At 74.4% G+C, this 21,261-nt stretch carries 18 protein-coding genes and 1 pseudogene; 5 read left to right on the forward strand and 14 right to left on the reverse strand.

Features of this window, described 5'->3' with window-relative positions; genetic code table 11:
* Complete coding sequence (locus tag AC230_RS08665; protein WP_049715484.1) at window positions 1-1,356, reverse strand: class II 3-deoxy-7-phosphoheptulonate synthase; 1,356 nt, start codon at window positions 1,354-1,356, stop codon at window positions 1-3.
* A gap of 312 nt (window positions 1,357-1,668) precedes the next feature.
* On the opposite strand from AC230_RS08665, the gene AC230_RS08670 reads away from it, so the two are divergent.
* The gene (locus AC230_RS08670) at window positions 1,669-3,594 is read left to right on the forward strand and encodes an anthranilate synthase family protein (RefSeq protein WP_049715485.1); all 1,926 of its coding nucleotides are present in this window, start codon (window positions 1,669-1,671) and stop codon (window positions 3,592-3,594) included.
* A 115-nt stretch (window positions 3,595-3,709) separates the two neighbouring features.
* On the opposite strand, the gene AC230_RS08675 is transcribed toward AC230_RS08670, so the two are convergent.
* The 4 genes from AC230_RS08675 to AC230_RS08690 are packed head-to-tail and all read right to left on the reverse strand — an operon-like array spanning window position 3,710 to window position 7,477.
* Window positions 3,710-4,744, reverse strand: a complete 1,035-nt coding sequence (locus tag AC230_RS08675) for a 6-phosphofructokinase (RefSeq protein ID WP_049715486.1) — start codon at window positions 4,742-4,744, stop codon at window positions 3,710-3,712.
* A 52-nt stretch (window positions 4,745-4,796) separates the two neighbouring features.
* The gene (locus AC230_RS08680) at window positions 4,797-5,441 is read right to left on the reverse strand and encodes a response regulator (RefSeq protein ID WP_049715849.1); all 645 of its coding nucleotides are present in this window, start codon (window positions 5,439-5,441) and stop codon (window positions 4,797-4,799) included.
* A 14-nt stretch (window positions 5,442-5,455) separates the two neighbouring features.
* Window positions 5,456-6,664 carry a MacS family sensor histidine kinase gene (macS, locus tag AC230_RS08685; RefSeq protein WP_241833138.1) on the reverse strand — a complete coding sequence of 403 codons (1,209 nt, stop codon included), beginning with the start codon at window positions 6,662-6,664 and terminating at the stop codon, window positions 5,456-5,458.
* 42 nt (window positions 6,665-6,706) lie between these two features.
* Window positions 6,707-7,477 carry a lysophospholipid acyltransferase family protein gene (locus tag AC230_RS08690; RefSeq protein ID WP_049715487.1) on the reverse strand — a complete coding sequence of 257 codons (771 nt, stop codon included), beginning with the start codon at window positions 7,475-7,477 and terminating at the stop codon, window positions 6,707-6,709.
* 160 nt (window positions 7,478-7,637) lie between these two features.
* On the opposite strand from AC230_RS08690, the gene AC230_RS08695 reads away from it, so the two are divergent.
* Both AC230_RS08695 and AC230_RS08700 read left to right on the forward strand, forming a co-directional pair.
* The gene (locus AC230_RS08695) at window positions 7,638-8,405 is read left to right on the forward strand and encodes an alpha/beta hydrolase (RefSeq protein WP_049715488.1); all 768 of its coding nucleotides are present in this window, start codon (window positions 7,638-7,640) and stop codon (window positions 8,403-8,405) included.
* The gene (locus tag AC230_RS08700; RefSeq protein WP_049715489.1) at window positions 8,398-8,976 is read left to right on the forward strand and encodes a hypothetical protein; all 579 of its coding nucleotides are present in this window, start codon (window positions 8,398-8,400) and stop codon (window positions 8,974-8,976) included. The genes AC230_RS08695 and AC230_RS08700 overlap by 8 nt, the downstream gene beginning before the upstream one ends.
* 51 nt (window positions 8,977-9,027) lie before the next feature.
* Here AC230_RS08700 and AC230_RS08705 read toward each other — a convergent pair whose 3' ends face one another.
* From AC230_RS08705 to AC230_RS08730, 6 genes and pseudogenes are all read right to left on the reverse strand, one after another.
* The gene (locus AC230_RS08705; protein WP_049715490.1) at window positions 9,028-9,807 is read right to left on the reverse strand and encodes an endonuclease/exonuclease/phosphatase family protein; all 780 of its coding nucleotides are present in this window, start codon (window positions 9,805-9,807) and stop codon (window positions 9,028-9,030) included.
* Window positions 9,808-9,826: 19 nt separating this feature from the next.
* Entirely contained in the window at window positions 9,827-10,768 is a 942-nt protein-coding gene (locus AC230_RS08710; protein WP_049715491.1) for an ROK family glucokinase, read from the reverse strand.
* Window positions 10,769-10,856: 88 nt separating this feature from the next.
* Window positions 10,857-11,327: a DUF5304 domain-containing protein gene (locus AC230_RS08715; RefSeq protein ID WP_049715492.1), complete on the reverse strand. Its 471-nt coding sequence runs from the start codon at window positions 11,325-11,327 to the stop codon at window positions 10,857-10,859.
* A gap of 57 nt (window positions 11,328-11,384) precedes the next feature.
* On the reverse strand, window positions 11,385-12,614 hold the full coding sequence (locus AC230_RS08720) for an ArsA family ATPase (protein WP_049715493.1): 1,230 nt from the start codon (window positions 12,612-12,614) through the stop codon (window positions 11,385-11,387).
* A gap of 43 nt (window positions 12,615-12,657) precedes the next feature.
* A complete protein-coding gene (locus AC230_RS08725; protein ID WP_049715494.1) occupies window positions 12,658-13,107 on the reverse strand; it encodes an SRPBCC family protein in 450 nt (149 codons plus the stop codon).
* A 104-nt stretch (window positions 13,108-13,211) separates the two neighbouring features.
* Window positions 13,212-13,975 (reverse strand): annotated as a pseudogene (locus tag AC230_RS08730) (metallophosphoesterase family protein).
* 327 nt (window positions 13,976-14,302) lie between these two features.
* On the opposite strand from AC230_RS08730, the gene AC230_RS08735 reads away from it, so the two are divergent.
* Window positions 14,303-16,099: an AMP-dependent synthetase/ligase gene (locus AC230_RS08735; protein WP_049715495.1), complete on the forward strand. Its 1,797-nt coding sequence runs from the start codon at window positions 14,303-14,305 to the stop codon at window positions 16,097-16,099.
* Between the two features lie 130 nt (window positions 16,100-16,229).
* Here the strand turns inward: AC230_RS08735 and AC230_RS08740 are convergent, their stop codons facing one another.
* Window positions 16,230-17,372, reverse strand: a complete 1,143-nt coding sequence (locus AC230_RS08740) for a glycosyltransferase family 4 protein (protein ID WP_049715496.1) — start codon at window positions 17,370-17,372, stop codon at window positions 16,230-16,232.
* Window positions 17,373-17,529: 157 nt separating this feature from the next.
* Between AC230_RS08740 and AC230_RS08745 the strand changes: the two genes are divergently transcribed.
* A complete protein-coding gene (locus AC230_RS08745; protein WP_049715497.1) occupies window positions 17,530-18,771 on the forward strand; it encodes a glycosyltransferase 87 family protein in 1,242 nt (413 codons plus the stop codon).
* Window positions 18,772-18,823: 52 nt separating this feature from the next.
* Here AC230_RS08745 and AC230_RS08750 read toward each other — a convergent pair whose 3' ends face one another.
* Together AC230_RS08750 and AC230_RS08755 are read right to left on the reverse strand one after the other, a co-directional pair.
* A complete protein-coding gene (locus AC230_RS08750) occupies window positions 18,824-20,050 on the reverse strand; it encodes a lipoprotein (RefSeq protein WP_049715851.1) in 1,227 nt (408 codons plus the stop codon).
* A gap of 49 nt (window positions 20,051-20,099) precedes the next feature.
* Window positions 20,100-21,200 carry a C40 family peptidase gene (locus AC230_RS08755; protein ID WP_049715498.1) on the reverse strand — a complete coding sequence of 367 codons (1,101 nt, stop codon included), beginning with the start codon at window positions 21,198-21,200 and terminating at the stop codon, window positions 20,100-20,102.
* Window positions 21,201-21,261 lie beyond the last annotated feature (61 nt).

Raw genomic sequence — 21,261 nt, forward strand, 5'->3', positions numbered from 1 at the left:
CTACTGGTCCCGGTACATCTCCGCCACCAGGAACGCCAGGTCCAGCGACTGGCTGCGGTTGAGCCGGGGGTCGCACGCCGTCTCGTAGCGCTGGTGCAGGTCGTCGACGAAGATCTCGTCGCCGCCGCCCACGCACTCGGTGACGTCGTCGCCGGTGAGCTCGACGTGGATGCCGCCCGGGTGCGTGCCGAGCGCCTTGTGGACCTCGAAGAAGCCCTTGACCTCGTCCAGCACGTCGTCGAAGCGCCGGGTCTTGTGGCCGGAGGCCGCCTCGAAGGTGTTGCCGTGCATCGGGTCCGAGACCCACACCACCTGGGCGCCGGAGGCCGTGACCTTCTCCACCAGGGTGGGCAGCTTGTCGCGGATCTTGTCCGCGCCCATCCGCGTGATGAAGGTCAGCCGGCCCGGCTCGCGCTCCGGGTCGAGGCGCTCGATGAGGGTCAGCGCCTCCTCGGGCGTGGTCGTCGGGCCGAGCTTGACGCCGATCGGGTTGCGGATCTTGGAGGCGAACTCGATGTGCGCCCCGTCCAGCTGACGCGTGCGCTCACCGATCCACACCATGTGGCCCGACACGTCGTAGAGCCGGCCGGTACGGGAGTCCACCCGGGTCAGCGCCGATTCGTAGTCCAGGATCAGCGCCTCGTGGGAGGCGTAGAACTCCACCGTCCTGAACTCCTCCGGGTCCACCCCGCAGGCGTTCATGAAGTTCATGGCCCGGTCGATCTCGCGCGCGAGCTGCTCGTAACGCTGGCCGGAGGGCGAGGACCGGACGAAGTCCTGGTTCCAGGCGTGCACCTGGCGCAGGTCCGCGTAGCCACCGGTGGTGAAGGCGCGGACCAGGTTCAGCGTGGACGCCGACGCGTGGTACATCCGCTTCAGCCGCTGCGGGTCCGGGGTGCGGGCCTCGGGGGTGAAGGCGAAACCGTTGACCGAGTCGCCCCGGTAGGTCGGCAGGGTCACGCCGTCGCGGGTCTCGGTCGGCTTCGAGCGCGGCTTGCTGTACTGACCGGCGATCCGGCCGACCTTGACCACCGGCACCGAACCGGCGTAGGTCAGCACGGCGCCCATCTGCAGCAGCGTCTTGAGCTTGTTGCGGATCTGGTCGGCGCCGACCGCGTCGAACGCCTCGGCGCAGTCACCGCCCTGGAGCAGGAACGCCTCGCCGCGCGCGACGGCACCCAGACGCTGACGCAGCTGGTCGCACTCGCCGGCGAAGACCAGGGGGGGATAGCTCGAGAGCTCGTCGATCACATCGCGCAGAGCCTGGGCATCCGGGTACTCGGGCTGCTGCGCCGCGGGCAGGTCTCGCCACGTCGCCTGGGCGGCGACGGCTTCGGTATCAGCGTTCACGGTCACGATTCAACAGTACGGGGTCGTGACGGTCGAAACGGGCCGGTGCCCGCTGGATGAGACGGACCGTCCCGCGACCGCCCCGCCGGGCGCCCGGCGTGCGCGCGGGGGCGCCCCCCGCGGGAGCCCACGCGCTCCCCCGCCGGTCACGGCCATGCGTTAGGGTTCCCGGCATGTACGTGCTCTCCAACCGCACCTGGTGGTGGACCGCTCTCCCGGCGGCCCGCTGACTGCGCGTACACGAGAACCGCGAAGGCCGCCCGAGGGGCGGCCTTCGGTGCATCCGGGGCCGTTCCCTCCCCCACCGGAAGGAACCCCGTGCCCGACACCGCCTCCCTCCTCGCCCGGCTGGCCGCCCCCGGCCACCCGCCGTTCGCCCTGCTCCACCGCCGCTCCCCCGGCCGCCCCGACGACGTCGTCGAACTGCTCACCGGCCCGGTGACCGAGGCCGCCCGGCTGGCGGACATCCCCCTGCCCGAGGGGCCGCCCGCGCACGGCGGCCCGGCGGCCGACGCGCTGGCCCTGGTCCCCTTCCGGCAGCTCCGCGAGCGCGGCTTCGACGTCCGCGACGACGGGACGCCGCTGCTCGTCCTGCGCCCCGATGAGGCGCACGAACTGCCGCTCCCCGACGTCCTGGCCGCGCTCCCCGCGCACCGCGTCCGGGTCGCGGACGGCGCCTTCGCCACCGGCGACGACGCGTACGCCCGGATCGTCGAGCGGGTCCTCCGGGACGAGATCGGCACCGGGCAGGGCGCCAACTTCGTCGTCCGGCGCACCTTCGAGGGCGTGATCGAGGGGTTCGCCGCGGCCGACGCGCTGGCCCTCTTCCGCAGGCTGCTGAGCGGCGAGCGCGGCGCGTACTGGACGTACGTCGTGCACACCGGCGACCGGACGCTGGTGGGGGCCAGCCCCGAGGTGCACGTGCGGATGTCCGGCGGCTCGGTCGTGATGAACCCCATCAGCGGCACCTACCGCTACCCGGCCGGCGGGCCCACGCCCGAGGACCTGCTGGAGTTCCTCCACGACCGCAAGGAGGTCGAGGAGCTGTCCATGGTCGTGGACGAGGAGCTCAAGATGATGTGCACGGTCGGCGACCGGGGCGGCGTGGTCGTCGGCCCGCGCCTGCGCGAGATGGCCCACCTCGCGCACACCGAGTACGAACTGCGGGGGCGCTCCTCGCTGGACGTGCGCGAGGTGCTCAAGGAGACGATGTTCGCCGCGACGGTCACCGGGTCGCCGCTGGAGAACGCGTGCCGGGTCATCGGCCGGCACGAGCCGGACGGACGCGGCTACTACGCCGGGGCCCTCGCGCTGATCGGCCGCGACGCGGGCGGCGCGCAGACCCTCGACTCGCCGATCCTCATCCGCACCGCGGACATCGACCGGCGCGGGCGGCTGCGCGTCTCGGTCGGCGCCACCCTGGTGCGCGGCTCCGACCCGTACGGCGAGGTCGCCGAGACGCACGCCAAGGCGGCGGGCGTCCTGGCCGCCCTCGGCGTCCGGCCCCCGGCCGCGCGGCCCCCCGCGGTGCCGGCGGCCCGCCTGGCCGACGACCCGCGCGTACGGGCCGCGCTCGACGCGCGGCGGGCGGACCTCGCCCCCTTCTGGCTGCGGATGCGGGAGCCCGCGGCCCCCCTCGGGGCGCACGCCCTGGTCGTCGACGCGGAGGACACCTTCACGGCGATGCTCGCGCACCTGCTGCGCGCCTGCGGGCTGACCGTGACCGTCCGCCGCTACGACGCCCCCGGCCTCCGGCCGGCCGCCCTCGCGCACGAGGGCCCCGTCGTCCTCGGCCCCGGCCCCGGAAACCCCGCCGACCCCGCCGACCCCAAGATGCGGCTCCTGCGCGCCCTGACCGCCGACCTGCTCGCCGGGCACCGGCACGGACTGCTCGGCGTCTGCCTCGGCCACGAACTCATCGCCGCCGAGCTGGGGCTGGAGATCGCACGCAAGGCCGTGCCCTTCCAGGGGGCACAGGAACGGATCGACTTCTTCGGCTCCACCGAGACGGTGGGCTTCTACAACACCTTCACGGCGCGGTGCGACGAGGGGGTCGTGGAGGAGCTGGCGCTCCACGGGGTACGCGTCGCCCGGGACGCGGCCACGGGCGACATCCACGCCCTGCGCGGCCCCTCGTTCGCCGGCGTCCAGTTCCACCCGGAGTCGGTGCTGACGGTGAACGGGGTGGGGATCGTGGGCGAGTTGCTGTCCGCGGTGGCGGTGGGCCAACGCCGGGCGGGCTGACTCAGTCCGTCCGGCGCCCGAGGACGAACGCGCGCGGAGCGCGCCGGGAAACGGTGACATGGGGGTGCCCCCAGGAGGCCCACTGGGGGAGGGGCGGGGGGCGACTCCCCCGGCCTCAGCCGAAGAACACCTTCACCTCCTCGTACCGCTCCAGCGGCACCGTCTTCAGCCGGGCCGTCGCCTCGGCAAGGGGCACACGCACGACATCCGTGCCCCGGAGGGCGACCATCACGCCGTAGTCCCCGTCCCGCACCGCGTCGATGGCGTGCAGGCCGAACCGCGTGGCGAGCCACCGGTCGAACGCGCTCGGCGTCCCGCCCCGCTGCACGTGCCCGAGCACCGTCGTCCGCGCCTCCTTCCCCGTCCGGCGCTCGATCTCCTTGGCGAGCCACTCCCCCACTCCCGAGAGGCGGACGTGGCCGAAGGAGTCGAGGCCGGCGGCGGCGTCCTTGAGGACGAGGTCGCCGTCCTGCGGCATCGCGCCCTCGGCGACGACGACGATGGGCGCGTAGCTGGCGCGGAAGCGGGAGGTGACCCAGCCGCAGACCTCGTCGAGGTCGAAGCGCTGCTCGGGGATGAGGATGACGTTGGCGCCGCCGGCGAGGCCGGAGTGGAGGGCGATCCAGCCGGCGTGGCGGCCCATGACCTCGACCACCAGCACCCGCATGTGGGACTCGGCCGTGGTGTGCAGCCGGTCGATCGCCTCGGTGGCGATGCCGACGGCGGTGTCGAAGCCGAAGGTGTAGTCCGTGGCCGAGAGGTCGTTGTCGATGGTCTTGGGGACGCCGACGCAGGGGATGCCGTACTGCTCCCAGAGCCGGGCGGCGACGCCGAGCGTGTCCTCGCCGCCGATGGCGATGAGCGCGTCCACCTCGTCCTTGGCGAGGTTCTCGCGGATCCTGCGGACGCCGTCCCGTTCCTTGAAGGGGTTGGTCCGCGAGGAGCCGAGCATGGTGCCGCCCCGGGGCAGGATGCCCCGGACCGCCGGGATGTCGAGCCGGACGGCGGCGCCGGTGAGCAGCCCGCGCCAGCCGTCCTTGAAGCCGGTGAACTCGTAGTGGTACTGCTGCACGCCCTTGCGGACGGCCGCGCGGATGACCGCGTTGAGCCCGGGGCAGTCACCGCCGCCGGTCAGCACTCCGACCCGCATGACAGACACCTTCCCTCCCTCGCGACGGGCGCCGTGCGCCCACGGGACGGGATCAGGCGCCGTCGAGACCTCGCTCTATCGCGTAGCGGACGAGCTCCACGCGGTTGTGCAACTGGAGCTTGCCCAAGGTGTTCTGCACATGGTTCTGCACCGTCCGGTGCGAAATAACCAGGCGTTCGGCGATCTGCTTGTAGGAGAGTCCCTTGGCGACGAGCCGCAGGACCTCGGTCTCGCGGTCGGTGAGCCGGGGCGCGTCGGGGGTGTCGCGGGCGGGCCGCGCGGGCTCGGCGGCGAGGCGGCGGTACTCGCCGAGGACGAGCCCGGCGAGGCCGGGGGTGAAGACGGGGTCGCCGGCCGCGGTGCTGCGGACGGCGGCGACCAGCTCCTCCGTGCTGGCCGACTTGACCAGGTAGCCGGTCGCGCCGGACTTCACGGCCTCCAGGACGTCCGCGTGCTCGCCGCTGGCGGAGAGCACCAGGACGCGCAGGGCCGGGTCCGCCGCGACCAGCTCCCGGCAGACCTCGACGCCGGGCAGCCCCGGCAGGTTGAGGTCCAGGACCAGGACGTCCGGGGCGGCGGCGCGGGCCCGGCGCACGGCCTGCGGCCCGTCCCCGGCCGTGGCCACCACGTCGTAGCCGGCGGCGGCCAGGTCGCGGGCGACGGCGTCGCGCCACATGGGGTGGTCGTCGACCACCATCACCTTCACTTGGGTCACTTGCTCCCCCGTGGTACTCGGAGTTCGACTTCGGTGCCCTGACCGGGCACGGACACCAGCTCGGCGCTGCCGCCCAGGTCCCGCAGCCGGCCGCGGATGGACAGGGCGACGCCCATCCGCCCCTCGCGCTCGGCGTCGGCGAGCCGGCCCTCGGGGATGCCGGGGCCGTCGTCCCGGACGGTGACGATCACCTCGTCCGGCTCGTCCTCCAGGAGGACCCACGCCTTGGCGTCCTCGCCCGCGTGCCGGGCCACGTTGTCCAGGGCGGCGCCGACGGCGGCGGTCAGCTCCGCGGCGGCCGAGGCCTCCAGCAGGACGGGCGTGCCGGGCGCGGCGAACGAGACGGTGGCCCCGGTGTACGGGGAGAGGAGCGCCCGCAGGTCGCAGGGGCCGCGCGGCGCGGGCGGCGCGGGGGCCGGGGCCGGGTCCGGGTCCGGCACGGCGCCGCCGGCCCCGCGGCGGGGCAGCAGGCCGCCGGCGATCAGGGTGCGCAGCGCGATCTCCTGCTCCCCGGCCATGCGGCCCAGTTCGGCGGCCTCGCCGCCGAGCGCGGTGCCCCGGCGCTGGACCATGGCCAGCACCTGGAGGACGCCGTCGTGGATGTCGCGCGCGAGCCGCTCCCGCTCGCGGGTGGCCGCCTCGATCCGCAGGGCGTGGGCGAGGGTGCGCTCGCTGACGCGGGCGACCTCGACGATGTAGCCGATGGCGATGCTGGAGACCCAGACGAGGACGACGTCGTGGAGGGTGTCCCGGGGCAGGCCGCCGCGCTCGACGGCGTTGGCGACGGCCACCGCGGTGGCGGCGGGGGCGGCCCACCGCCAGCCGCCCTTGATCGCGCAGCCGAGGACGGCGCCGGCGGTCCAGACGGACGGGAGGGTGGCCGCGCCGTCCTCGATGCGGTAGGCGGAGTCCAGCACTCCGGTGAGGAGGATGCCGCCGACGGCGAGGGTGAGGTCGACGGCGAGGAAACCGCGCGTACAGCGTTCGGCGGAGGTGACGCGGTTCCAGGTGAGCAGCGTCCACAGGGTGAGTACGCCCATGTAGAGCGCCGCACCGAGCGGATGGTCGTAGTCGCGATGGTTGGGGAGGAACTGGACGAGGGCGTAGCAGAGCGTCACGAGCCGGTAGCCGGTCAGCGCGCGCCACAGCGGCAGCTCCACCGACATCCGTACCCGACGCGGGCGCCCGGTGCGCTCGGCCGTCATCCCCCCACCTCTCGCGCTCCGCGCTCCGGCGGAGCGCGCCTCCTACTCCCCGCCCCTGGTCCAGAAGTGCTTCTTCTGCGGTTCGAGCCCGGCGGCCTTGGCGGCCTTCTCGGCCTCCTTCTCCTCCTCGGCCTGCTTCCTGGCCGCCTCCGCGATCTGCCGCTTGGCGGCCGTGGCGTAGATGTCCACGTACTCCTGGCCGGAGAGCTTCATGATCTCGTACATGACCTCGTCGGTCACCGAGCGGAGGATGAAGCGGTCTCCGTCCATGCCGTGGTAGCGGCTGAAGTCCAGCGGCTTGCCGATCCGGATGCCGGGCCGCATCAGCTTCGGCACCACCTTGCCCGGCGGCTGGATCTTCTCGGTGTCGATCATCGCCACGGGGATCACGGGGGCGCCGGTGGCCAGCGCCACCCGGGCCAGGCCGCCCGGCTTGCCGCGGTAGAGGCGGCCGTCCGGGGAGCGCGTGCCCTCCGGGTAGATGCCGAAGAGCTCACCGCGCTCCAGCACCTCGATACCGCTCTTGATCGCCGCCTCGCCCGCGCCGCGGGCGCCCGAGCGGTCCACCGGGAGCTGGCCCACGCCCTTGAAGAAGGCGGCCGTCAGCTTCCCCTTGACACCCGGAGAGGTGAAGTATTCCTGCTTCGCGATGAAGGTGATCTTGCGGTCGAGCACCGCGGGCAGGAAGAAGGAGTCCGAGAACGACAGGTGGTTGCTCGCCAGGATCGCGGGCCCCTCGGCGGGCACGTTCTCCAGGCCCTCCACCCACGGCCGGAAGGCAAGCTTCAGCGACCCGCCGATGGACAGCTTCATAGCGCCGTAGAACAACCGAGAACCTCCTGTGTGTGACGAGGAGACCTTAACCTGCCTACCCGCCGTGCGGCGCTCCGCGTAGGCTGAGGGACAGACCCTGTCCTTCCGCGCGGCCGCTGTCGTCGTGCCCGCGGTCTCGCTCCACGATCGGAGAGTCCCGGTGCCGCTCCTCCCCGGCGCCGAGCCGTTCCGCCACGAAGGCGGAGAGGTCGGCGTCCTCGTCTGCCACGGCTTCACCGGTTCCCCGCAGTCCGTGCGGCCCTGGGCCGACGACCTCGCCGCCCGCGGGTTCACCGTGTCGCTGCCCCTGCTGCCCGGCCACGGCACCCGCTGGCAGGACATGCAGATCACCGGCTGGCAGGACTGGTACGCCGAGGTGGACCGCGAGCTGTGGGGACTGCGCGAGCGCTGCGAGCAGGTCTTCGTCTGCGGTCTGTCCATGGGCGGGGCGCTGGCCCTGCGGCTCGCGGCCCGGCACGGGGACGCGGTCTCGGGCGTCGCCGTGGTCAACCCGGCGAACAAGGTGCACGGTCAGGCGGCCAAGGCCCTGCCGCTGCTGCGGCACGTCATCCCCACGGCCGCCGGGATCGCCAGCGACATCGCCAAGCCCGGGGCGGAGGAGGTCGGTTACGACCGGGTGCCCCTGCACGCCGCGCACTCCTTCCGGAACTTCCTGCGGCTCGTCGACCGCGAACTGCCGCAGGTGACCCAGCCGTTGCTGCTGATGCACAGCCCCGAGGACCATGTCGTGCCGCCGGCCGACTCGGCCCGCATCCTGGCCCGCGTCTCCTCACGGGACGTCACCGAGCGGCTGCTGGAGCGCAGTTACCACGTGGCCACGCTCGACCACGACGCCCCTGCGATCTTCGAGGACACGTACGCCTTCATCTCCCGGCTCACCGCGCGGCGGGCGGCCTCCCGTGGCTGAGCGCGACGCCGGCCACGACCGGGACCGGGATCCCCTCGACGAGGACGCCGCCTGGGCGGAGCTGGTCGCGGCGTACGGGGAGCAGCCCGATCCGGAGAAGGGGCGCTGGCCGGCGACGGGCGGCGAGGACGAGACCCCTTCCTCCCCGGACTCCTCCGCTTCCTCCACCGTCTCGGAGGCGGAGGCTTCTCCGGAGGCGGAGGCGCCCAAGCCGCCGGAGCGGCCCGGCGGCTTCATCGTCTACGCGCCCGGGGTCGGGCCCCGCGACTGGTCGGCCGCGCCGCCGGATTCGGGCGCCGACGCGGACGACGACGATGACGAGGGCCACTTCGTCCCCCCGGAGCCGCCGCCGCTCCCGACCGGCGACGTCACCTCGCGCTTCGCCTGGCTTGCGGTGCTGGGCGGGCCCTTGCTGCTGCTGGTGATGGTCCTGCTCCAGCAGGAGCTGACCTGGTGGGTCACGACGCTGGGCATCGGCGGGTTCCTCGGCGGCTTCGCGACGCTGGTGCTGCGGATGCGGGACGGGGACGACGAGGATGACGACGATCCGGGGCGGGGGGCGGTTGTGTGAGGGGGTTTGCCCCGGACCCTCCCCCAGACGGGGCGGGTCCGGGCAAATCCCCTACCGGCCCCCGGCCGGCACCCGCACCACCGCCAACACCGGCAAGTGATCCGTCGCCGCCCGCAGATCCGCCTCGGAGACGCCCGGCAGCCCCATCGGCACCCCGCACCCCAACACCTCGACACCCCCGGTCGCGAACACCGCGTCGATCCGCTGCAACGGATCACCGAGCCGCGTCGTGTGCTCCCGCCCCCACGGCCTGACGGCCCACCCGTCCTGCAGCGCCCCGGCCAGGAGGCCGAACGTCCGCCCGTCGGGGCGGTCGTTGAGGTCGCCGGCGACGACACCGTGCGGCGTGCCCAGCGCGGCGAGCGCGTCCAGCACGAGCCGCCCCTGCGCGTACCGCTCCTCCTCGCGGATGCTCAGATGGCAGCTGACGACCCCGAGCCGCGCCCCGGCGGCCCCGGCGGGCCCGAAGCGGAGGACCGCGGTCGCCAGTCCGCGCTGGTGCAGCCCGGGCGTACGGGGCAGCAACAGCGCCTCCGCCCGCTCCACATGAGGCCGCAGCGTCGAGAGGATCATGGGCCCGGACGCCGTCGCCCCGCCCGTCACGTACACCAGCCCGGCCGCCCGCGCGAGCCGCGCCACCGCCTTGCGCCAGCGGAAGAAGCGGGGGGCCTCCTGCACACAGACGACGTCGGGGGCGCAGGCCCGGATGACCCGGGCCAGCGCCCCCACGTCGTCCCGCAGGGAACGGACGTTGTAGCTCAGCACCCGCACGACGGCGGAGCCGTCGGCCTCGGTGCCCGATGCCGGAAGATCAGGCAGCACGTCACCCATGCCACCATCATGATCCGGTTCAGCCCTGGCGCGCCAGATCGGCCGCGCCGACGAGCCCCGCCTTGCCGCCGAGCTGCGCGGCGAGCACCTGGGCGTGCGGCCGCCACTGCCCGCCGACCAGCCAGCGGCGGAAGGACTTGCGGATCGGGTCGAGGACGAGGTCGCCCTCGTCGGAGAGCCCGCCGCCGACGATGAACGCCGACGGGTCGAACAGCGAGGCCAGGTCGGCCAGTCCGGCGCCGACCCAGCGGGCCAGCTCGCGGAAGGAGTCGATCGCCACCGGGTCGCCCTGCCGGGCGGCCTCGCTGATGTGCTTGCCCTCGATGCCCTCGGGGGTGCCGTCGCCGAGGCCGAGGAGGATCTCGGCGTTGCCCGGCGTGGCCTGGGCGCGCTGCCTGGCGTAGCGGACGAGGGCGCGGCCGGAGGCGTACTGCTCCCAGCAGCCCTGGCTGCCGCAGCCGCACAGCAGGCCGTCCGGCACGACGCGGATGTGCCCGAACTCGGCGGCCACGCCGAAGCGGCCGCGGCGCAGCTTGTTGCCGATGATGATGCCGCCGCCCAGGCCGGTGCCCAGGGTGATGCAGATGACGTCGTCGTGGCCCTGGCCGGCGCCGAAGCGGTACTCGCCCCAGGCGGCGGCGTTGGCGTCGTTCTCGACGACGACCGGCAGGCCGACGCGCTGCTCGACCTTGTCCTTGAGCGCCTCGTGCCGCCAGTTGATGTTCGGGGCGAAGAGGACCGTGGCCCGCTTGTCGTCCACGTAGCCGGCCGCGCCGATGCCGACGGCCTCGACGTCGTGCTCCGCGCTGACGGTCCGCACCGCGTCGGCGATGGCGTCGATGACCCCTTCGGGCGTGTCGGGAGTCGGCACCTTGCACGTCGCGAGGATCGACCCCTCTTCGTCGACCACGCCGGCCGCGATCTTCGTGCCGCCGATGTCGACGCCGATGGTGAGTCCCATGAATCCCTCAGTTTTTCGCTCGATCCCCGCCGCGACAACCGTACCGGAGCCGGCCGGCGTTCCCGTCCGGGGCCGGAGCGGGAGGGCGTCAGTCGAGGTCGATCCGCTCGGGGCCGCCGGGGGCGTCACCGCCGTCACCGCCGGCGTCACCGCCGCCGTCGCCGCCGTCGTCCGCCGCGCGGCGGGTCCACCGCTGCTCCTGTCCGCGCACGGCCGCGCGGTAGGCCGCGAGGAGCTCGGAGCCCGCGGAGGCGAGGTGGTCGAAGACCTCGGGGTTGCGTTCGACGACCGGCTCGACGACGGCCTTCGCGGCGTCCACGAGCTGCTGCACGGCGCCCTGCGCCGCGGCCGCGGCCGGCGGCAGCCGGAGGCCGGCCACCTTGTCGGCGACGGCGTCGATCAGCTTGCGCAGCTCGTCCCCGGCCGAGCCCGGGGCGCCCTGGCCGTACTGCTCGCGCCGGCGGGCGCGTTCCGCGGCGAGGTCCTCGGCGCAGGCCGCCTCCCAGGCGTCGGGGTCGGGCCGCCCGTGCGGTGCGGGGTGCTCGGTGGCATCGTTCACGGCGGACTCCAGTTACCGGGGCTTTCCTCCGACGTTACCCGAACGAGGCAACGCGGTTCAGGGCGTCCGGGGCCACAGCCGGGGATCGGGCACGAAGCGCACGCACAGCGCCCCGTCCCGGAGCCCGGCGCCGGCGACGGTGCAGCGGCGCAGGGCGGACGGCAGGGGCAGGACGCGGCCGAACGGGCCGACGGTGACGATGAGTTCGTCCCCCCGGCGCACCAGGCCGAGGCCGTCGCGCTCGGCGCCGGGCAGCGGCAGCCGCCAGACCAGCAGGTTGTCGTCGGCGAGGCGGTCCTCGACGGCGGCGGCGGGCCGCGGCGGGCCGTCGCCGGGCTTGCCGAGGCCGCCCGCCGTCGCCAACGCGGCGAGGTCGGCGGTGCCGCGCGGGGCGCGGCCGAGGTGCGGCAGCGCGAGGACGGGGACGCCGTCGGCGGCGTACTCCCCGCTCAGCTCCTCGTGGGCGGCGCGCTGCTCCGCCGCGAGGCCGGCGAGCCAGGGGTCGGCGGAGCCGGCGGGCAGCAGCCGGTTGGCTATGAGGGCGTCGACGCGGACGCCCTGGAGGGCGAGGCCCGCGCGCACCGGCCGCAGCGCGGCGGCGGCCGTCGGACCGGGCTCGGCGACCAGGCGGACGGTGGTGGAGCCCGCCTCGATCACGTCCTGGACGGCGGCCAGTTCGGCGTCCCAGCGCGCGGCCAGTTCGTAGAGCCGCTGGGCGGGCATGGGCACGCCGGCGAGCTGGGCGAGGACCGGGCGCAGGGCGCGGGCGGCCTGCCGCTCGGGGGGCAGCAGCCGGCGCAGGTAGCGGCGCAGCTGCTCGGGCAGGGCGAGCAGCCGGACGGTGTCGTGGGCCGGGGGCATGTCGACGACGAGCAGGTCCCAGGCCGCGTCGGCGGAGTGCGCGGCGCGCAGGGCGGCGAGGAGCGCGAGGGGTTCGGCGCCGGGGAGTTCGGTGAGCTCCTCGGGGTCGAGGGGGGCGGCGCCCAGCAGGTCGAAGAGGGCGGCGCCGCGGTCCTGGAGGTCGCCGGCGAGGGCGGTGAAGTGCTCCCCGGCGGCGATCCGGGCGGCCCGCAGCCCGGGGGCGGCCTCGGCCGGAGTGCCCCACGGCCGGCGGGCGGCGGCGCCGGCGGCCGGCAGCCGGACGCCGAGCACGGCGTCGGGCAGCGGGCCGCGCTCGCCGGTCAGCAGCAGGACGCGGTGCCCGGCGCGGGCCGCCGCGAGGGCGGTGGCCGCCGCGGCGGTGGTGCGGCCCGCGCCGCCGGGACCGGTGACGAGGACCGTGCGCAAGGAGGGACCTTCCGGAGGTTCGGGGAGGGGGAGCCGGTGGGCGTCAGGAAGCGACGACGGACTCGACGCGCTGCTTGAGCCCGGCGAGGGCCCGGTCGATGATGACCTTTTCCGCCTTGCGCTTGATCATCCCCAGCATTGGGATCTTGACGTCGACGGTGAGCGAGTAGGTGGCCTCCGTCCGGCGGCCGCCCTCCAGCGGGGCGAGGCTGTAGGAGCCGTCGAGCTGGCGCAGCATCTGCGACTTGACGAGCGACCAGGAGACGGTCAGCTCGTCGGGCCACGTGTAGGCCAGCGTGTGGTCGTCCTTGATGGCGCCCGCGTCCAGCACCAGGCGGACCCTGGCCGCGCGGCCCCGCTCGTCCTTCTCCAGCACCTCGGCCTGCTTGACCTCCCCGGTCCACTCCGGGTAGCGGTCGAAGTCGGCGATCACCGCCATGACCTCGGCGGGGGTCGCCTCGATCGTGATGCTCGAGCTGGTGTGTTCCGCCATCGCTGTGGCTCCTCCGTGCCGGCCGCCGCCTGAGTCGTGCTCGCCTGTGTCGTGCTGTTCTGCCGTCGTGCTGTCTGCCGGTGAAGGCTACCTCTCGCGGCGCGTCACCACTCCAGCGCCCAGGGGGTACCGGTGGAGGCGAAGTGCCCGACGTTGACGCATTCGGTCACGCCGATGCGCGTCCTGCGGGCCAGGGGCTGGTGGACGTGGCCGAAGAGCGCATACCTGGGGCGGGTGCGGCGGATGGTCTCCAGCAGCGCCGAACTGCCGCGCTCGAAGCGGCGGGCGACCGTGTCGTAGCAGAGTTCCGGCACGTCGGGCGGGATGTGGGAGCACAGGACGTCGACCTCGCCGAGGGCGGCGAGCTTGGCGGCGTAGACCTCGTCGTCGATCTCGTAGGGCGTGCGCATGGGCGTCCTCAGGCCACCGCCGACAAAGCCGAAGATCCACCCCCCCCGATCTCGACGCGCTCGCCGTCGAGCACGGTGGTGCCGGGGCGGGCGTACTCGGGCCACAGCGGGGGCACGTCGACGTTGCCGTACGTGGCGTAGGTGGGGGTGGGGAAGGCGGCGAAGAGCTCGGCGTACTGCCGGCGGACGGCCTTCTCCAGCTCCGCCTCGCGGTCCAGGCCGGCCCACAGGCCGCGGGCCAGCGCGCGGGCCTCCTCGAAGCGGCGGGCGGTGCGCAGCTCGACGAGCCGGTCGGCCATCTCGACGCCGAAGAGGTCGGGGAAGATGCCGCGCGAGTGGTCCGCGTAGTCGAGGAAGAGCACGAGGTCGCCCAGGCAGACGAGGGCGTCCGCGCCGTCCTTGGCCCGGGCCAGGTCCCGGGCGTTGCCGTGTACGTCGCTGACCACGTGAACGCGCATGTCCAGCACCCTAGGCCGCTCGGTCCGGTGTTCGGAAGGGCCGGGCGGCGGGGCGGCGGCGACACCGCGACAGGGCTGCGACCTGCGGTTACTTCCGGGTCACCAAGAGGAGGGGCTAGGGTGCCGGGAGCGGTTCCGCGGCATGTGACGCACAGAACATCTGGGCGCGACCCTCTATTCGAAAGCTGTACTGGTGGGTAACGTCCGGGCCGTCCTCCTTCACCCCTGCCTTCATCCCCCATCACCTGCCTGAAACACATGGACCGCAGCCGACGCAGCGCCCCTCGACGACGCGGCGGCGCCGGCGCCCGACGAGGAGCAGCAGTCTTGCGCGAGTTCAGCCTTCCGGCCCTCTACGAGGTCCCCGCGGACGGAAACCTGACGGATCTCATCCGCCGGAACGCCTCGCTCCACCCCGAGGTGGTCGTCATAGGGCGCAAGACCGCGAACGGCTGGCAGGACGTGACCGCGGTCGAGTTCCTCGCCGAGGTCCGCGCCGCGGCGAAGGGCCTGATGGCCTCCGGCGTCCGGCCCGGCGACCGGATCGGCCTGCTGTCGCGCACGCGCTACGAGTGGGCGCTGCTGGACTTCGCCATCTGGACCGCGGGCGCGGTCACCGTGCCGGTCTACGAGACCAGCTCCCCCGAGCAGATCGAGTGGATCCTGGGCGACTCCGGCGCCGTGGCCTGCCTGGTGGAGACCGGGGCGCACGAGGCCGCGGTGGAGTCCGTGCGGGAGCGGCTGCCGGAGCTCAAGCACGTCTGGCAGATCGAGGACGGCGCGCTCGACGCGCTCCGCGCGGCGGGCGAGGGCGTCCCGGACGAGGACGTGGACGAGCGCAGCTCGCTGGCCGACGCCGACTCGCCCGCGACCATCGTCTACACCTCCGGCACCACCGGGCGCCCCAAGGGCTGCGTGCTCACCCACCGCAGCTTCTTCGCCGAGTGCGGCAACGCGGTCGAACGCCTCAAACCCCTGTTCCGCACCGGCGACTCGTCCGTCCTCCTCTTCCTGCCCGCGGCCCACGTCTTCGGACGTCTGGTGGAGATCGGCGCGCTGCTGGCGCCGATCCGGCTGGGCATGGTCAGCGACATCAAGAACCTCACCGACGACCTGGCGTCCTTCCGGCCGTCCCTCATCCTCGGCGTGCCGCGGGTCTTCGAGAAGGTCTACAACGGCGCCCGGGCGAAGGCGCAGGCCGACGGCAAGGGCAAGATCTTCGACAAGGCCGCGGACACGGCGATCGCCTACAGCCGCGCGCTGGACACCCCCGGGGGACCGTCCTTCGGCCTCAAGCTCAAGCACAAGGTCTTCGACCGGCTCGTCTACTCCAAGCTGCGGGCGGTGCTCGGCGGCCGCGTCACCCACGCCATCTCCGGCGGCGCGCCGCTGGGCGAGCGGCTCGGCCACTTCTACCGGGGCGTCGGCCTGACCGTCCTGGAGGGCTACGGCCTCACCGAGTCCTGCGCCGCGACCGCCTTCAACCCCTGGGACCGCCCCAAGATCGGCACCGTCGGGCAGCCGCTGCCCGGCTCCGTGATCCGGATCGCGGACGACGGGGAGGTGCTGCTGCACGGCGAGCACCTCTTCACCGGCTACTGGAACAACGAGAAGGCCACGGCCGAGGCGCTCGCCGACGGCTGGTTCCACACGGGCGACCTGGGCACGCTCGACGAGGACGGCTTCCTCCGGATCACCGGCCGCAAGAAGGAGATCCTCGTGACCGCGGGCGGCAAGAACGTCGCCCCCGCCGTCATCGAGGACCGCATCCGCGCGCACGCGCTCATCGCCGAGTGCATGGTCGTCGGCGACGGCCGCCCCTTCGTCGGCGCGCTCATCACCCTCGACCAGGACTTCCTGCCGCGCTGGCTCAAGTCCCACGGGAAACGGGCGGATTTGACGGCGGCGGAGCTGGCCGACGATCCGGATCTGCTCGCGGACGTCCAGAAGGCGGTGGACGACGGGAACGCGGCGGTCTCCAAGGCGGAGTCGGTGCGCAAGTTCCGTGTGCTGGCGGGGCAGTTCACGGAGGAATCCGGGCATGTGACGCCGTCGCTGAAGCTGAAGCGGAATGTTGTCGCGAAGGACTTCGCGCACGAGATCGAGGCGATCTATCACGGGTGAGGGTTGTCTCCCGCGCGGCAGCGCCGCGGTTGTCCGCGCGGCGAAGCCGCGATGCCCCCGCGCGGCAGCGCGAGGAAACGGTGAAAGCGGGGGTGCCCCCCTCTGGGGGAGGGGCGGGGCACGACTCCCCCTACAGCAGCCCCTCCAGCCGCTCCGCCAGCAGATCCCACCGCCACCGCTCCTCCACCCACTCCCGCCCCCGCGCCCCCATCCGCGCCCGCAACGACGAGTCGAGAAGCAGCTCGACGAGACGATCGGCACAGGCCGCGGCGGAGCCGCCGCGAACCACGAACCCCGTCTCCCCCTCCAGCACCGCATCCGGCGCCCCGCCCGAATCCCCCGCCACCACCGGCAGCCCCGTGGCCGACGCCTCCAGGTAGACGATCCCCAGTCCCTCCACGTCGAGCCCGCCCCGCCGCGTCCGGCACGGCATGGCGAAGACGTCGCCGGCGCCGTAGTGGGCCGGGAGCTCCTCCCACTCCACCGGCCCGGTGAAGCGCACGGAGTCCGCGACGCCCGTCTCCGCCGCCAGCCGCCGCAGATCGGCGGCGTACGGCCCGCCGCCGACGATCAGCAGCACCGCGTCCGGCACCCGGGCGAGCACCGCCGGCATGGCCCGGATCAGCGTGTCCTGCCCCTTGCGCGGCACGAGCCGGGAGACGCAGACGACCACCGGCCGGTCCGTGAGGCCGAGCCGGGCCCGCACCTCGTCCCCTCCCGAACCGGGATGGAAGGTCTTCTCGTCGACGCCGGGCGGCAGTTGGACCATGCGCGACGCCGCGTCGCCCGTGAGGGCGGTCGCGATGCGGGACCGCGTGTACTCCCCCAGATAGGTGATCACGTCGGTCCCCTCGCCGACGCGGCGCAGCAGTCGCCGCGCGCCCGGAAGCTGGGCCCAGCCCGCCTCGTGGCCGTGGGTCGTGGCGACGATCCGGCGCGCCCCGGCCGCCCGCAGCGCCGGGGCCATCAGCCCCAGCGGCGCCGCGGCCCCGAACCAGACGGCGGAGCAGCCGTGTTCGCGCAGCAGCCCCGCCGCGCGCCGGGTCACCCGCGGGGTGGGCAGGAGCATCGTGGTGCGGTCGCGTACGACGGGGAACGGCTGCTCGGCGTCGAAGCGGGCGGTGGCCCGTACGCCCTCCTCGCTCCGCTTCCACGTGGAGGCGTAGACGACGACCCGCTCCGGGTCCAGGCGCAGCGCCATGTTGTGCAGGAAGGCCTGGATGCCGCCGGGGCGGGGCGGAAAGTCGTTGGTGACGATCAGGGTCTTGTGCATCGCCGCCGACAGTACCCCCTGCCTCCGGGCGGCGATCGGGCGGCAACCGGGGCCGCCCCCGCCACGTCACCGCGTACCGGCCCGCCTCCCAGGCATCATGCCTTGCAGCGACGGCGCACGTACCGCGAGTAGCGCCCCCGACCGGACGAGGTGGACGATGACGGGCTCCAGGACCGGCTCCCGACCGCGGATCCTGATCGCGACATGGGCCCTCACCCGTGCATTCCTGCTGCTGTGCGTGTTCCGCGTGCTGGACATGCCGGGGTCGGACGTGTCCGTCGACATCGACGTGATCTACCAGGGCTGGTACGGCGTCCTGAGCACGGGCGTCTTCCCCTACGACGACGTGACCTGGCAGTACCCGCCCGCCGCCGCGCTCGCCGTCCTCTCGCCCGCGCTCCTGCCGTTCCTGGGCTACTCGGCGGCGTTCTTCCTGGTCTGCTTCGCGGCCGACGCCGCCGTCCTCGGGCTGCTGCTGTACGCGGCCCGCGGCGGGCGGCGCGGCCTGCGCGGGGTGTGGGTGTGGGTGGCGGGGGTGCCGCTGCTCGGGCCGATCGTCTACGCCCGGTACGACGTGATGGTGACCGCCGTCGCGGTCGCCGCGCTGCTGGCGCTGGGCCGCCGCCCGGGCGCGGCCGGGGCGCTCGCGGGCTTCGGCACGCTGCTGAAGGTCTGGCCCATGCTGCTGCTCATCGGGGTGGAGCGCGGCCCGCGCACCCGCTCCGCGTGGAGTTCCGCCCTGGTGACGACGGTGGTGCTGGCGATGCTGTTCGCCGCGGCCATGCCCGGGGCGCTGGCCTTCCTGACCTTCCAGCGCGACCGGGGCACGGAGGTCGAGTCCCTGGGCTCGCTGGTCTTCCACCTCGGCCGGCACTTCGGCTGGCACGGGCGGGCGCGGCTGCACTACGGCTCCGTGGAGTTCCTCGGCCGCCACGTCCACGCGGTCAGCGCGCTGGCGCTGGGCCTGAGCCTGCTGGCGTTCGGCTGGCTGCTGCTGTGGCGGCTGAAGGCGCGGAGGTTCACGGCCTGCACGCCGTCCGACGCGGCGTTCGCGGCGGTGCTCCTGTTCACGACGACGAGCCGGGTGATCAGCCCGCAGTACGTGGTGTGGCTGATCGGGCTGGCGGCGGTCTGCGCGACGGCGCGGGCGTCGCGGCAGGCGGGGCTGCCGGTGGCTCTCGTGCTCGTGGTCGCTCCTCTCACGCAGCTGGAGTTCCCCATCTGGTTCTCGCATGTGGTCGCGAGCGACAAGCTGGGGGTGGCGACGCTGACGTTGCGCAACGCGTTGCTGGTGACGGCGACGGTGGTGGCGTGCCGGCGGCTGTGGCGGGCGACGGTTCCCGTGCCGGCGCCCCGCCTGGACGGCCCGGAGCGGGCGCCGGAACTCACGTCCCGGTGAGGGGGTTTGCCCCGGGCCCTCCCCCGAGGGGGCACCCTCGCCGCGTCAGCGCCTACCCCCGCAACGCCACCCCCACATACCCCCTCCACCTCCCCACGAAGTCCCCCAGCCCCACCCCCAGCACATCCCCCAGCCCCCGCTCCACCCCGGACTTCCCCACCGCCCGGTAGAAGGCGCGGAGCTTCGCCTCCCCCCACCGCTCCGCCACCATCCGGCAGGCGAGCCACCCGCCCTCGTACGCCCGCGCCAGCCTCCCCGGCTCCCCCGTGAAGCCGAAGTCGGCGTCCGCGGGCAGCTCCCGGGGCGGGCCGGAGGAGGCGACGGAGCGGGCGAGTTCGGGCGCGACCTGACGCGGCGTCCGCCCGGACCGCCGGTACGCGACCCAGTCCGCGAAGCCCTCGGACAGCCACATCGGCGTCGCCGAGGACGTGCTGTCGCGCGTCGCGACGTGCGTGGCCTCGTGCGTGAGGACGGTCCGCCGGCCGAAGTCCCCGAGCGCCCCGTACGCCTCGGGGTTGAGGACGATGCGGGCGGGCGTCCCGGCCCCGTCCCCGGTGGTGACGGCCGCGATGCCGCGGTAGTCGGAGGGCGGCGCCCCGAGCAGCGCCCCCATCCGCTCCAGCGAGGCGGGCATCTCGACGACGATCGGGCCGAAGGAGCCGTTCTTCCAGGCGGAGTCCACGGCCGGCACGGCCGCGTCCACGAGCCCGGCCACGGACCGCAGCAGGTCCGTCTGCTGCCCGGCCCCCAGGACGAGTCCGTGGGCGCCCCGCACCACCGTGACCCGCCCCTGCTCCCACAGCTGCCGGTCGCCGGGGGCGGTGTCGTCGCCGGCGACGTACCACCGCCCGGCGCGCTGCACGGCGGTGAGCCGCACGGGGACGGCGACCGGCGCCGCGTCGTACCCCGCGAGCCGGTAGCGGAGTTCGGCCTCGACGGCCACCCGGTGGCCGGAGCCGGCGGCGGGGGCGAAGCCGCCGAGGCGGGCGACCCGGTAGTCCCAGGAGGCGAACGGGACGTCCGCGAGGTTCTCGTAGACCTGCCGGCGCCGCTCGCGGTAGGCGGCCGCGTCCGGGTCCACGGCGTCGAGATAGGCCCGCTCGTCGTGCCCGCGGACGGCCGCCGCCCAGCGGTCGAGGAGCCGTTGCACGGCGACGGTCTCGACGCGGCCGCCGTCGGGGCCGACGCTCTCGCAGCCGGCCAGCGCCGAGAGGGTCATCAGGAGGGCGGCCAGGGCGCACAGTGCCCGGCGCCCGTTCCACCGCGTCCGGCCGTCCATGGCCCGCATCGTACGAGCCGGCCGGCCGGACCCCGGTGATCAGGGCCGGTCAGGGCCGGGTGATGGAGGAGATGGGCATCATGTTGGCCGGGTCGTAGCGCACCCGCGCCCCGGGGTACGGGGCGTGCACGACCTGCCCGTTGCCCACGTACATGCCGACGTGGCTGGCGTCGTCCCGGTAGATGACCAGGTCGCCGGGGCGGGCCTCGGAGAGCGGGACGTGCCGGCCCGCGTTGCGCTGCGCCTGCGAGGTGCGCGGCAGGCCGACGCCGGCCCGGCCGTAGGCCCACTGCATCAGGCCGGAGCAGTCGAAGGCGGACGGGCCGGTCGCCCCCCAGGCGTAGGGGGTGCCGACCGCCGAGCGGGCGGCCATCGCGGCGGCGGCCCCGCGCGAGGAGGAGGCGCCGGAGTTCTCCCCGGCGGTGCGGGCGGCGGCGCCGGGGAGCGAGGCGGTGAGCCGGGAGAGCGGCGGCAGGGAGCCGCCCCGCCCGGCGCCGCCGCCGGAGCGCGAGGCCCGCGCGTACTCCTCGCGCTGGTCGTCCGGCAGGGAGTTGAGCAGCCGGCGCGCCGCGGCGAGCTTGCCCTCGACCTCGCGCTTGTGCCGTTCGACGGCCCGCCGGCTGTCCTCCAGCTCGGCGAGGGTGCGGCCGGCCTCGAGGCGCTCCTGGTTCAGGGACCGCTGGGCGGCCAGCAGGGCGTGCAGCTGCCCGGCCTGACGGCCCGTGACGCGGTCGAGGACGGAGGCCCGGTCGAGGTAGTGCTCGGGGTCGGAGGAGAGGAGCAGCCGCAGCGCCGGGTCGACGGCGCCGGCACGGTACTGGGCCGCGGCGACGAGGCCGAGGGCGGTGCGCATGGCGTTGACCTTCTCCTGGCCGCGGGCGACGCGGTCCGCGGCCTGCTCGACCTTGCGCCGCAGGGCACCGGCCCGTTCGTCGGCGGCGTTGAACTTCTCGGTGGCCCGCTCGGCCTGTTCGTAGAGCCGGTCGATCTGCTCCTTGACCGTCCCGGTGGCGTCGCCGGCGGGCCCGGGGCGGGCACTGGCGGGCGCTGCCGAGAGGGCGGCCGCCGCGGTGGCCACGGCGGCGGACAGGACGGTGACCCGGACGGTCCGGTTGCGACCGGGGTGAGCGGGCCGGCGATGGGACGCCACGTGCTGCCGTACTCCCTTCACTGCGCGGGCCCCTGCCGTCCTGGCGAATGACGAGTAGAGG

Source organism: Streptomyces caatingaensis (assembly GCF_001187435.1).
Lineage (GTDB): Bacteria > Actinomycetota > Actinomycetes > Streptomycetales > Streptomycetaceae > Streptomyces > Streptomyces caatingaensis.